11 protein-coding genes are annotated in these 12,645 nt (G+C 67.3%); 2 read left to right on the forward strand and 9 right to left on the reverse strand.

What is annotated here, in order from left to right; genetic code table 11:
- Nucleotides 1-110 precede the first annotated feature (110 nt).
- Nucleotides 111-584, forward strand: coding sequence for an Hsp20 family protein (locus B6K69_RS13995; RefSeq protein ID WP_108644947.1), 474 nt, complete (start codon nucleotides 111-113; stop codon nucleotides 582-584).
- Between the two features lie 83 nt (nucleotides 585-667).
- Here B6K69_RS13995 and B6K69_RS14000 read toward each other — a convergent pair whose 3' ends face one another.
- Together B6K69_RS14000 and B6K69_RS14005 are read right to left on the reverse strand one after the other, a co-directional pair.
- Complete coding sequence (locus B6K69_RS14000) at nucleotides 668-2,707, reverse strand: VWA domain-containing protein (RefSeq protein WP_108644215.1); 2,040 nt, start codon at nucleotides 2,705-2,707, stop codon at nucleotides 668-670.
- Complete coding sequence (locus B6K69_RS14005; RefSeq protein WP_107673763.1) at nucleotides 2,704-3,240, reverse strand: RNA polymerase sigma factor; 537 nt, start codon at nucleotides 3,238-3,240, stop codon at nucleotides 2,704-2,706. Before B6K69_RS14005 ends, B6K69_RS14000 begins: the two co-directional genes overlap by 4 nt.
- 103 nt (nucleotides 3,241-3,343) lie before the next feature.
- Between B6K69_RS14005 and B6K69_RS14010 the strand changes: the two genes are divergently transcribed.
- Nucleotides 3,344-5,278: a DUF3857 domain-containing protein gene (locus tag B6K69_RS14010; protein ID WP_108644216.1), complete on the forward strand. Its 1,935-nt coding sequence runs from the start codon at nucleotides 3,344-3,346 to the stop codon at nucleotides 5,276-5,278.
- A 101-nt stretch (nucleotides 5,279-5,379) separates the two neighbouring features.
- On the opposite strand, the gene B6K69_RS14015 is transcribed toward B6K69_RS14010, so the two are convergent.
- The 7 genes from B6K69_RS14015 to ubiA form a co-directional block, all read right to left on the reverse strand.
- Nucleotides 5,380-5,892, reverse strand: a complete 513-nt coding sequence (locus B6K69_RS14015; RefSeq protein WP_108644217.1) for a peptidoglycan-binding domain-containing protein — start codon at nucleotides 5,890-5,892, stop codon at nucleotides 5,380-5,382.
- 184 nt (nucleotides 5,893-6,076) lie between these two features.
- Complete coding sequence (gene yghU / locus B6K69_RS14020) at nucleotides 6,077-6,928, reverse strand: glutathione-dependent disulfide-bond oxidoreductase (protein ID WP_108644218.1); 852 nt, start codon at nucleotides 6,926-6,928, stop codon at nucleotides 6,077-6,079.
- Between the two features lie 65 nt (nucleotides 6,929-6,993).
- The gene (locus B6K69_RS14025; RefSeq protein ID WP_108644219.1) at nucleotides 6,994-8,472 is read right to left on the reverse strand and encodes an NAD-dependent succinate-semialdehyde dehydrogenase; all 1,479 of its coding nucleotides are present in this window, start codon (nucleotides 8,470-8,472) and stop codon (nucleotides 6,994-6,996) included.
- 128 nt (nucleotides 8,473-8,600) lie between these two features.
- Nucleotides 8,601-9,179, reverse strand: a complete 579-nt coding sequence (locus tag B6K69_RS14030; protein WP_108644220.1) for a hypothetical protein — start codon at nucleotides 9,177-9,179, stop codon at nucleotides 8,601-8,603.
- Nucleotides 9,180-9,255: 76 nt separating this feature from the next.
- The gene (locus B6K69_RS14035) at nucleotides 9,256-9,588 is read right to left on the reverse strand and encodes a hypothetical protein (protein ID WP_107673705.1); all 333 of its coding nucleotides are present in this window, start codon (nucleotides 9,586-9,588) and stop codon (nucleotides 9,256-9,258) included.
- Between the two features lie 15 nt (nucleotides 9,589-9,603).
- On the reverse strand, nucleotides 9,604-11,604 hold the full coding sequence (locus B6K69_RS14040) for an OmpA family protein (protein WP_228156745.1): 2,001 nt from the start codon (nucleotides 11,602-11,604) through the stop codon (nucleotides 9,604-9,606).
- A 58-nt stretch (nucleotides 11,605-11,662) separates the two neighbouring features.
- Nucleotides 11,663-12,634 carry a 4-hydroxybenzoate octaprenyltransferase gene (gene ubiA, locus B6K69_RS14045; protein ID WP_108644221.1) on the reverse strand — a complete coding sequence of 324 codons (972 nt, stop codon included), beginning with the start codon at nucleotides 12,632-12,634 and terminating at the stop codon, nucleotides 11,663-11,665.
- Nucleotides 12,635-12,645 lie beyond the last annotated feature (11 nt).

Below are 12,645 nucleotides of genomic sequence, written 5' to 3' on the forward strand. Positions count from 1 at the left end.
GGCGTTCCCAAATGATCTGATGCCGGACGCCATGACGGGTCTGGCGCAACCGCCCGGCCCCATGATGGGGCGGGCAACCTGAACGACGCATCGCTTTTCGGAGGATGATCATGCGCAGCTTCGACTTCGCCCCGCTTTACCGTGCCACCGTTGGTTTCGACCGTGTGGCCGACCTGATGGACCGGGTTCTGAGTTCCGACCTGACCCCGCCCGCCTATCCGCCCTACAACATCGAAAAGACCGCCGAGAATTCCTATCGGATCTCGATCGCGGTGGCCGGCTTCACCCCCGACGAACTGTCGGTCGAGGTGAAGGATGGCAGCGTGAACGTGACCGCCCGCAAGGCCACCGACGAGGCCGAGCGCAGCTTCCTGCACCGTGGCATCGCCACCCGGGCCTTTGAACGCCGCTTCGCGCTGGCCGATCATGTGCGCGTGACCGGCGCCGTGCATGAGCATGGCATGTTGCACATCGACCTGGTGCGCGAAGTGCCCGAGGCGATGAAGCCGCGCCGGATCGAGATTGCCCGTGCCGATGGCGCCATGACCCCGGCGCTGGAGGCCAAGGTTGAAACGGTGAACTGAGGTTCACACCATCAAGAATTGGAGGGCGCGCCGGGGGACCGGCGCGCCCTTTGTCGTGTCATCAAGGGCCTGCCCGGCCCGGATCAACGGTCCAGGCTTTGGGCAAGGCGCATCAGGTTGACCGCCTCGATCCGGTAGCCGAAGGGATCGTCGCCGCGCGCGTCCAGGGCCAGTGCGATGGCCTGATCCCAGCCCCAATCGCCCAGATAGACCGAATCCTGCAGGATCTGGCCGAAGCCGGCGATGGCGGCGGCAAATCGGGTGTCATCAGTTGCCGGTTCCCGGCCGGTGATCGCGGTTTCGGTCAGTTGGCTTTCGCTTGCGCCGGGGGCTTTCCAGCGCAGGCGCAGGAAGCCCAGTTCATCGGCCGTGCCGTCCGCTGCCGGGGCCGCGCCATAGCGAAGCGGATCGTTCTTCAGCGCCTTCGATCCGGGCGCGGTGATTTCGTAGATCGCCGTCACCTGCAACCCGGCGCCGATCTCGCCGGCGTCCACCTTGTCGTTGTTGAAGTCCTCGCGCTTCAGGGCGCGGGTCTCATAGCCGATCAGCCGGTATTCGGCGACCTGCGCCGGGTTCCATTCGACTTGCACTTTCACATCATCGGCAAGGGGGAAAAGGGCCCCGCTGAGCTGATCGACCAGCACTTTTCGCGCTTCTGCCAGGGTGTCGATGTAGGAGGCGGTTCCGTTGCCGTTCTGGGCCAGCGCCTGCATCGTGGCATCGTCCAGATTGCCGCGACCGAAGCCAAGGACGGAAAGATAGATGCCTTCGTCACGCTTCCGGGCGATGAAGGTTTCCAGCGCGGCGGGGTCGGACAGGCCGACGTTGAAATCGCCGTCGGTTGCCAGCAGCACGCGGCTGACCTCACCTTGCGCCGTCATGCCGGCGGCCACCTTGTAGGCCAGCTCGATGCCCTCTGCCCCGGCGGTGGAGCCGCCCGCGGCCAGGCTGTCCAGCGCGGCCAGGATCTTGTCCTTCTCTGCCGCGCGCGTGGGCGGCAGCACTTCGCCGGCCGACCCGGCATAGGCCACCAGCGCGACCTGATCGTCGGGGCGCAGTTCGGGCAGCATCAGCGCCAGCGACTGTTTCAGCAGGCCCAGCTTCATGGGGTCTTCCATCGAACCGGAAGTGTCGATCAGGAAGACAAGGTTCAGCAGCGGCCGGTCGGCAATGGCGGGCAGGGCGCCCTGCAGCCCGATGGTGACCAGACGGGTGCCTTCGTTCCACGGCGTCGGCATCACGGAAACGGTGGGGCGGAAGGCCTGCCCCGCCTCGGGCGCGGGGTAGGCGTAGGGGAAGTAGTTGACCATTTCCTCGACGCGCACCTGATCGGGGGTCGGCATCACCCCAAGGTTCAGGGTGGACCGCACCAGCGCGTAGGAGGCGGTATCGACATCGGTCGAGAAGGTGGAAACCGGCTCTTCCGCCGTGACCTTGACGGGGTTCGCCTCGGCGGTGGCATAGGCTTCGGTATTCGGGTCAAGCTGGGGCAAAGCCATCGGTTCGACCGCCGGGGCGGCGACGGCTTCCGGCATGATCCCTGCGCCGCCTGCGGGGGCCTCGCGGCGCAGGCGGGGGGAGGCTTCGGCCAGATAGTCCAGCGTCGCATCCGCCGCCGGGGCGGCGGCTTCGGCCTCGGGCATGTCCACGACAACCTTGGGCGCGGCTTCGGCAGGGGCGGGATAGGGCACCTCGACCGTGCCGGTCGCGACCGGGGTGTCCGGGGCAGGCGGTGCGGCCTGCGCCAGGGACGAGGCTTCAGGCAGCGGCGGTTGCGGCGCCTCGGCAGGGGTTGCCAGCGGGGGCTGGCCGGGGGCCACGGGCAGTTTCTGCGCGACCGGCAGCAGCACGGCCACGCCCACGATCAGCGCCGCGACCGAGGTGGTGGCGGCAAGGGCGGGGCGGGTGGTCAGGAAGTTCAGCATGGAACGCACTCCGTTCAGGAAACCCGCCTGCGGGGGGCGGTCTTCCTTGGGACGTGCGGCTTCGGTCGAATCTTGGAGCCGGTCGAAATTTTCCATGGCCAGCGCCAGCGCGCGGGCGCGGGCCGCCGGATCGGGCGGTGGCGGGGCGGCCTTCAGGCCGGCTTTCAACAGGTCAAGCGGATCGCGGTCGTCGGTCATTTTGCTTCCTCCGCGGCCATCGCGCGCAGCCGTTTCTTCACCTCGGACATGCGCCAGGCGATGGTGCCTTCGCTGACCCCCAGAACCGCACCGGCCTCGGCCTGGGTCATCTCTTCGCCCAGCACCAGCGCCACCGTGTCGCGCAGTTCGGGCGACAGGCGGGCCATGGCGGCGGCCAGCCAGTCCTGCGCCTCACGCTCGGTGGCGATTTCGTCCTGGCGGGCGATTTCCCAATCGCCCCAGCCATCGGCGGCCCGGGCGCGGGTGGCCTGACGGCGCCGCAGGTCATGGGTGGCATTCACCACGATGCGGTAAAGCCAGGTGGTGAACCGCGCCTCGGCGCGGAACTGGCGCAGCTTGGCGGGCAGGGCGGCGCAGATGTCCTGCGCCAGATCCTCGGCCTCGGTCCGGTTGCCGGTAAGGCGGAAGGCAAGGCCAAGGATGCGGTCGTAATGCCGGCCGACCAGCGTGGCAAAGGCCGCGCGGTCGCCGCCATTGGCGGCCTGGGCCAGGGTTTCATCGGGCGTATCCATCAGCATGACGCTAATTGGACGCGGGCCGGGCCGCAATCCTTGGGGGCGGCGCTTGCCCGGACCCGAGGCGTGACCTAGGGTTCGTGCGATTGCGGAGAGCGCCATGTTGCACCTGTTGAGATTTGCCCTGTTTCTGTGCCTTGCGGCGCCCGCCTGGGCACAAGGCTTTGCCGTTGGCCCCGCGCCGGACTGGGTGGAAGAGCTGCCCCTGCCGGCCGACGATGCCCGTCTGAAAGCCGAGGCGCAGGACGGGGTGCATTACATCCTCAGCGACTATCAGGTCATGTTCGTGGGCGAGGAGCGCCATTCCTATGCCCGCACGGTGATGCAGGTCACCGACCGTGCCGGGCTGGAAGAGGCTGCGACGATCAGCTTCGACTATGACCCGGCCTTTGACCGCATGACGCTGACCCGGCTGAAGATCCTGCGCGACGGGCGCGAGATCGACCTGATCGACAAGGTGACGCCCGAGGTGTTCCGCCGCGAACAGCGGCTGGAGGAGGGGATCCTGGACGGGTCGCTGACGGCCTATCTGCAGGTGCCCGACCTGCGGGTGGGCGACATTGTCGATTACGCCAGCCTGCGCGAGATGAAGCCGATGGTGGGGGCGGGGGAACGCTCGGTCTTTGCCGTGATGGAATGGAATGTGCCGGTGGTGCTGACGCGCACGGTGGTGTTCTGGCCGAAGGACTGGCCCATGACCCTGGGCGCGTTGCCGGACCGGGTGATCCATGCCGAAGGCCCCGGACCGGATGGCACGGTGCGCCACGAATGGCAGCGGCTGGGCCATGTGCCGCCCCGTGCCGAAGAGGCGGTGCCGCCGCAGGATGACCCGACCGCCTATCTGCGGCTGAGCGCCGACCCGGACTGGGGGCCGCTGTCGGCGGCGCTGACGCCCCGCTATGGCGCCGACTATCCGCTGACGCCGGAATGGGACGCAAAGGTTGCCGCGATTGCGGCGGCGAATTCCGGCCCCGAGACGCGGGCCATTGCGGCGCTGCGGCTGGTGCAGGACGAATTGCGCTATGTCTCGCTTTCGATCGGGGCGGGCGGAATTGTTGCGCGCAAGCCGGCAGAGGTGATCACCTCGGGCTTTGGCGATTGCAAGGACAAGGCGCTGCTGCTGGTGGTGATGCTGCGGCGGCTGGGGGTTGAGGCGCAGGTGGCGCTGACCGACATCGACAATGGCGCAGCCCTGCCGGCAGAGGTGCCCATGCTGGGGGCCTTTGATCATGCCATCGTGCGGATCATGGTGAAGGGCCGGGCCTATTGGGTGGACCCGACCGGATCGCATCAGGGCGGCGATTTTGCCACCATGGCCCCGCCCGAATATGCCTGGGCGCTGCCGCTGGCCGGGGCCGGGCAGCGGGTGCTGGAGCCGATTCCGGTCACGGCGGAAACCGCCTGGTCCACCGATGTGACGGAAAGCTATCACTTCAACTTTGCGGGGGTCTTCCTGACCGTCACCTCGGTCTATCGCGGCGGGGCGGCGGATTCGATGCGGCAACGCTGGGCCACCTCGCCCCGCGGCCAGATCGAGACCGATTATCTGGAGTTCTACCAGAACCGCTATCCCGGCCTGATCCTGCGTGATCCGATTGCCATGACCGATGACCGGCCACAGAACCGGCTGGTGATGGAGGAAAGCTACTGGTTGCCCAGACTGGCGTTGCGCACGGACGGGCTGGATCAGGATTTCCCCTTCGCGGCCGAGGATTTCGCGTCAAACCTGCCGGACCGGCAGCCCGGGCCCCGGGTCTTGCCGATGCAAAGCGGCGGGCCGGCGGTGTTTCATCATGTGGTGCGGATCACGGGTGCGGGGTTCGATTTCAACCCGCCCCCCGAGGTGCATCTGGAGAACCCGGCCTTCCGTTTCGACTTTGCCGGGCAAGCGACGGACGCGGGCGCGATGCGGCTGGAATGGACGCACCGGCGCAGCGGGGCGGTGGTTCCGCCGGACGCGGTTGCCGGGGTGCTGCGCGATGCGGAAACCGTGCATGACACGACCTGGTTCACCTGGAACATGACCGCAGACTGAGACGCGGCGAAGGAAAAGCCCCCTTTCCGATGGGGTCGGAAAGGGGGCGGGCGGCCCCGGCTGGGGAAGCAAGATCAGGGCCGCCTGTCGGGTGGGGCGGATCAGAAGATCAGCCCGTCATAGATCGCAAAGGCGCCGCCGGTGGTTTGCAGGTTGTTGCGCGCGCCCGCATCGCGGGCATAGGCCACGACGGCGTTATAGGTGCGCGGGCCGAAGGCGCCGTCGATCGAGCCGGCGTAGTAGCCCGAGGCGCGCAGGCTGCGCTGGATCGCCTGACGTTCGCGCAGCGAATAGGTGTTGAAGGCCCGTGCAACCGGTGTGGCATGGATCGAGGTGGTGGCAACCGGCGCGGGGGCATAGACCGGCGCGGGGTTGTAAACCGGGGCAGGCGCATAGACCGGCGGTGCGCCATAGACCGGCTCCCGGCGGTGTTCACGGGCCTGGCGGCCCTGCTTCAGCAGTTCGTCCACGATCACGGCGGTCAGGGCACCTGCGACGAAGCCCTTTTCCTTGTCCCCCATGGCCAGCGCGGGGGCCGCGGGCACGGCCGCGACCGACAGGGCGGTCAGGGCGGCCAGCGCGGCGGTGCGGGCAGATTTGACAGTGGTGAACATCGGGTTGTCCTTTCCTGGCTGACCCCGTGGCAGCGGGGCGATGAGGCCAATCTGGGCAGACCCGGCAGGTTAGGCAAAAACGCGGCGCCGCTAGCGGGAAACCCGGCGGCGCTATCCGATAACATCAGTGTTTACAAAGTATTGCGGCCAGCCCGTTGCGGGCTGGCCAGCGCCGTTCGCAAGATCAGCCCTTGGGAAGGCTGTCGAAATCGGCGGCGGAGTGACGTTCGCGAAGCTGCTCGGACGGCTCACCCCAGGTGCGGTTCACCTTGCGGCCCCGGATCACGCCGGGACGGGCATCGATTCGCCGGGCCCATTCCAGGACATGGGCATAGCTTGCCACATCCAGGAATTCGGCCGCGTTATAGGCGCGGCCCAGAACCAGGCTGCCATACCAGGACCAGATCGCCATGTCGGCCAGCGTGTATTCGCCGCCGGCCATCCAGTCGTTCTGCGCCAGATGCCGGTTCAGCACGTCAAGCTGGCGCTTGGCCTCCATCGCATAGCGGTTGATGGCGTATTCGATCTTGACCGGGGCATAGGCATAGAAATGGCCGAAGCCGCCGCCGACGAAGGGGGCGCTGCCCATCTGCCAGAACAGCCAGGACAGCATTTCGGTGCGCGCGGCGGGGGCCTTCGGGATGAAGGCGCCGCCGAACTTTTCGGCCAGATAAAGCATGATCGAGGCGCTTTCGAACACCCGCTGCGGCGGGTTGGTCGAATGGTCCATCAGCGCGGGGATCTTGGAATTCGGGTTCACCGCCACGAAGCCCGAACCGAACTGGTCGCCCTTGTTGATGTCGATCAGCCAGGCGTCGTATTCGGCATCGTGGCCGGCTTCCAGCAGCTCTTCCAGCAGGATGGTGGCCTTGATGCCGTTCGGCGTGGCCAGCGAATAAAGCTGAAGCGGGTGCTTGCCGACCGGAAGCGCGGCATCATGGGTGGGGCCGGCCACGGGGCGGTTGATCGAGGCGAAGGTGCCGCCCGAGGGCTTTTCCCAGGTCCAGACCTTGGGCGGAACATAGTCTTCGGACATCGGTCTTCTCCTGACATGACAAAGGGGCGGTGACCCGCCCCTTGCCGTTTCGAACAGGATGCCGGTCAGATCGACAGACAGATGTATTTCATTTCAAGGTAATCTTCCATCCCGTGATGGCTGCCCTCGCGGCCAAGGCCCGATTGCTTGACGCCGCCGAAGGGGGCGACCTCGGTCGAGATGATGCCGGTATTCACGCCGACGATGCCGTATTCCAGCGCCTCCTGGACGCGGGTGATGCGGCCGATGTCGCGGGCGTAGAAATACGAGGCCAGACCGAAGATCGTGTCATTGGCCTTGGCGATCACCTCTTCCTCGGTGTCGAACTTGAAGAGCGGCGCGACGGGGCCGAAGGTTTCCTCATTCGTCACGACCATCTGGTCGGTGACGCCGGTCAGGATGGTGGGCTGGAAGAAGTTGCCGCCCAGTTCGTGCGGCTTGCCGCCCAGAATGACCGAGGCACCCTTCGCGGTGGCATCGGCGATGTGTTCCTGCACCTTTTCCACGGCGGCATGGTTGACCAGCGGGCCGAACTGCACGTCGCCGGTCAGGCCGTCGCCGACCTTGGTCTTGGCCACCGCGTCGCGCAGCTTGGCGGCGAAGGCGTCATAGACGCCGGCCTGCACATAGATGCGGTTGGCGCAGACGCAGGTCTGGCCGTTGTTGCGGAACTTGGACGCCATGGCGCCGGCGACGGCGGCATCCAGATCGGCATCGTCGAACACGATGAAGGGCGCATTGCCGCCCAGTTCCATGCTGCATTTCATCACCTGATCGGCGGCCTGCCGCAGCAGGATGCGGCCAACCTCGGTGCTGCCGGTGAAGGTCAGCTTGCGGACGATCGGGTTCTCGCAGAATTCCTTGCCGATGTCGGAGGATTTCTTCGAGGTGATGATCGAGAGAACCCCCTTGGGCAGACCCGCGCGTTCGCCCAGAACCGCCAGCGCCAGCGCCGACAGCGGGGTTTCCGCCGCCGGGCGGGCAACGAAGGCGCAGCCCACGGCCAGCGCCGGCCCGCATTTGCGGGTGATCATCGCATTGGGAAAGTTCCACGGCGTGATCGAGGCGACAACGCCGATGGGCTGCTTGATCACCGTCAGGCGCTTGTCGCGCTGGTGGCCGGGGATGGTTTCGCCATAGACGCGCTTGGCCTCTTCGCCGAACCATTCGATGAAGCTGGCACCATAGGCGATCTCGCCCTTGGCCTCGGCCAGTGGCTTGCCCATTTCGGCGCAGAGGATGATGCCAAGATCATCCTGATTGGCCATCATCAGGTCGAACCACTTGCGCAGGATCACCGCGCGTTCCTTGGCGGTGCGCGCGGCCCATTCCTTTTGGGCGACCTGCGCTGCCGCAATGGCGCGGGCGGTTTCGGCGCGCGACAGGTTCGGCACTTCGGCGATCACGTCGCCACGGGCGGGGTTCACCACGGCGAAGGTGGTGCCATCGTCGGCGTCGATCCATTCGCCGGCCACATAGGCCTTGGTCGCCAGAAGCGACGGGTCTTTCAGCAGGTCGCGCAGGTTGGTGACGGTATCGAGCATGACAGACCTCGGGGTCAGGAAACACGGATCGCAGACCGATGACATGGCCGGCCCCCGCTTGTCCAGTTCGGGGCCGGGTTTAGGTCCAGTGCGACGGCAAACTTGGCGCCGGCTGGCCGGATGCGGCGCTATTTGCCATAGGCGGCCAACGCCGCGTGGTCGATCCGGGCCAGAACCGGCTCCATCACCGCGACGGGGGCGCCGGAGGCCTGCACGATGAGCCGGTCATCGACCAGCGTCATCAGGCTGCGTTCGTCCTGCGCCAGATAGCTGGCCCCGCCGATGGGTTTCGCGCCGCCCATCATGGTGACCAGCATTTCGTTGGCGAACATCTCTTTCACCGAGGTGACCATCGGATTGTCGGCCAGGATCACCAGCGTGAAGGTCACGCCTTGCGGGGTGGTGTAGGTGGCCTCGATCCCCGACCCGCCGCCGACCACGATCATGCTGGCGGTCATGTCGGTGTTTTCGGACCGGGTCCAGCCGTCCGGGGCAGGGGGCAGAAGGGCCAGAAGTTCGGCCGATTGCAGGGCGGACAGGGCGGCGCTGGCTTCGGCGATGCCATGCGAGGTGGCGGTCAGGTCGCCCGCAGCATAGGCGGCCTGCGCAGCCTCCAGCGCGTCCGACACGGCGTCGGCCCGGGCCGTGGCGGCACATGACAGGGTTGCGGCGACCAGCGCGGCGGCGGAAAGGCGGGGGCGGGCCATGGGCAATGTCCTTGTCGGCAAATCTGTCGGCAAATCGCGCGAAAGGCTACGCCCGGGCCGGCACAAAGGCCAGATGTCAGCCGTTCGCGTGCATCCGTTCGATATAGGCGCGCATCTCCTCGGCCTCTTGCCTTGCGTCGCGCAGGCCATCCATCGCGGCGCGCAATTCGGCTTCGGTCTGCGAGATCTGGTTCAGCAATTCGCCCTCGCGCTGTTCCAGATAGATCACCGCCTGATCGCGCACCTCTTCCGCCTCGTGCAGGGACTGGGCCAGACGGTCCATCTCGGCCAGATCGGTGCCGCCCGACTGGCGCGAGAAGCGGTGCAGGATCCAATGCGCGAACCACCCCATCGCAAAGGAAAGCAGCAGGGTGATGGCGGTCGCGATGACGAATGTGGTGCGGTCCATGGGTCTTCCTTGGCCTCAGCCATTCCGCGCGGGGCGCGGTTTCGGTCGGATGGTCTTTTCGGTGGGCGCCACCGAGGGGCTGGTGTCGTTCGAGAAGTCAGGGCCGCCGGCTGCCGCTTCCGGGGCGGGCGCTTCGCCGGCTTCGGCCGGGGCGCTGGCGTTGCCGGCGGGGGCGGCGGCGCCGGGTTCCTTGAGCACGAATTCGATGCGGCGGTTGGCTTCGCGCCCCTCTTCGGTGCCGTTGTCGGCGATGGGGGTGGATTCGCCATACCCCATGGCGACCATGCCGGACACGTCGATCCGGCGGCCTTGCAGCGCGATCAGCACCGCTTCGGCCCGGGCCTGGCTGAGCGCCTGGTTGCCGCTTTCCGATCCTTGCGAATCGGTATGGCCGGCAATCTCCATGCGGATGCCGGGGCAATCCTTCAGGATGGCGGCCAGCGCGTCGATCACCGGCCCAGCTTCCGAGGCGATTTCGGCCGAACCGGGGGTGAAGGCGATCTTGCGGCTGGCCATGACCGCACCAACCCGGTCTGCACATTCCTGCGGGGTGGGCAGCGCGGCCAGCGGGTCCAGCGCCTCGTCATAGCGCACATCGACGCGGAAGGTCTGGCCCTGACCCAGTCGCGACGACAGGATCTGGGTGATCCGCGCCCGCGACCCCTGCGATCCGGTAATGCCCTTCACTTCAACCAGATCGGCGCGGACCAGAAGGCTGCCTTCGTGCAGTTCCGCCAGCGCCTCGATCCCGGCCAGCACGCGGACGGGCCAGCCGTTGGGAAGTTCAGGGTCAAGCCGGGTGGCGACATAGACCTTGGACGCGCCGAATTCGGCCTTTGCGAAGGCATCGACCGCGGCCTGCTGCGCCTCGTCTACCAGACGTCCGCGCAGTTCCACCTTGCCTTCGCCCGACAGTTTCGCGGTGAATTCGGCCGGGCCAAGGGTGGCGGCATCGGCCTTGGGCGGGGTGGCCTCCAGCGAGAACACATCGGGCAGGGCGGCGCTGAGATCGCCGACCACGCGGTCGAAATCGGCCTGCGAGACGCCTTCACCCGCGACAAGGGTGATGTCGGCATCCGAAAAGGTCAGCGTGGCCGAACCAAGGGCGGCCACGGCGCGGATGCCGGCGGCGGCGGCCTCGCCCCAGCGGGGCGAGGGCACGCCAAGCCCGATGACACAGGTGGCGCCGTCAGGCAGGCCGGCTTCGCGGGCGGCGGCCAGGATCTGAAGGCGCGCGCGGTCGGTATCGGCCGAGCAGGCATCGAAACGGGCGCCGTTGGCATCCTTGAGGAAGCGCAGGGTGAAGGGCGTGATCACCGGGCGCGGGGCCGAGATGTCGGTGACCAGACGCACACCTTCGGGTTTGCGGGCGGCAAGCAGGGTTTCAAAGCGGCGCTTTTCATCGGCGCTGGCGGCGATGGCCGTCACCTCGACCAGTTCGGCCGAGACCGAGATCTTGGATCGCTTGAGCATCTGCAACGCCTGCAGGCCGAAATCCAGCGCGGCGTCCCAGGTTTCGGGGGGCGGGTAGGCGGCGGCTTGCAGCATGTTGGCGGGTTCGCTGCCCGGTGTCAGTTCGGCGGCGGCGATGGCCAGCTCTTCCGCGGTCAGGCCCTTGTCGGCGGGCACTTCGGGCATCAGGCCGATCAACTGTATCCCGTCATCATTGCGCAGCATCTCGACCGAGAAGCGGGGCGCTTCCAGGGCGCTGGCGGGGGCCACGTCCAGCCCGTCGCGGATGCGCGAGCTGTCGATCAGGCTGCCGACCAGGTTCAGCGCCGAGAAGCGCGCGGCCTCATTCGGGGCGGTGCCGGAAAGCAGCACCTGCAAGCCGTTGGTTTCAACGCTGGCCCAGCCCATTCCAGCGGCGGCCAGCCGTTCCGAGATCACGGTTTCAGAGCGCCGCTCGATCACCAGCGCGGCGCCGAAGGCCACGCAAAGCATCAGGACACCGGCCGCTGCAAAGGTCAGCGCGGCAAGGACGGTCGGGGAAAGGCGCAGCAGACGCTTGGGCAAGGGACGGACTCGGCAGCGGCAACCCCCGCTTCCTAGGGGTTTGTCGGCCCGGGTTCAATCAGACCAGCGCCGCGACGGCAAGAAACAGCACAGCGATCAGCCCGGCATCGCGGTTGGCCAGAAAGGCGGCGCGGCAACTGGCCGGATCGTCAAGGTCCAGCCGGCGCATCTGCCAGACCATGTGCAGGCCGAAGCCCCAGACGCCCGCCAGCGCGATCCCCATCGGCAGCAGCCCGCGCGAGGGCAGGATGGTGAGGATCACCGCCGCCGCCATCAGCAGCACGGCCAGCACCAGGAACCCCGCCAGCCAGGCGCCGCTGTTGTCGCCGAACAGGCGCGCGGTGGATTTGACGCCAATCAGCGCGTCATCTTCCTTGTCCTGATGGGCGTAGATCGTGTCGTAATACAGCGTCCAGGCAATGCCCGAGGCGTAAAGCAGCAGCGCGGCAAAGGGCACGCTGCCGGAATGGGCGGCCCAGATCAGCACCGCCCCCCAGTTGAAGGCCAGCCCCAGAAAGACCTGCGGCCACCAGGTGAACCGCTTGGCGAAGGGATAGATCGCGACCAATGCCAGCGAGGCGATGCCAAGGCCCACCGACAGCCAGTTGTAGCTGAACAGGATCAGCGCCGAGACCAGCGCCTGCGCCACCATCCAGATCAGGGCCTGCCCCACCGAGACCTGCCCCGAGGGGATGGGGCGGCTTTTGGTGCGGGCCACGGCGGCATCAATGTCGCGGTCGGTGATGTCGTTCCAGGTGCAGCCCGCGCCGCGCATCAGAAAGGCGCCAAGGCCTGACGACAGAATCAGCCAGATGTCCCACAGGCGGAAGCCATCGGCATTGGCGGCCAGCGCCACCGCCCAGAGGCAGGGGATATACAGAAGCCAGGTGCCGATGGGCCGGTCGGCGCGCGACAGGCGCAGATAGGGGCGCAGCGGTTCGGGCGCCCAGACATCGACCCAGTTGTCGGGGGGGGCGTCGGCCACCGCGCCCAAGGGCGCGGCCTCTGGCGTTCTGGGCGGTTCAAACATAGGGTCGCCTC

This window comes from Pseudogemmobacter blasticus, assembly GCF_003071405.1.
Taxonomy (GTDB): Bacteria; Pseudomonadota; Alphaproteobacteria; order Rhodobacterales; family Rhodobacteraceae; genus Pseudogemmobacter; species Pseudogemmobacter blasticus.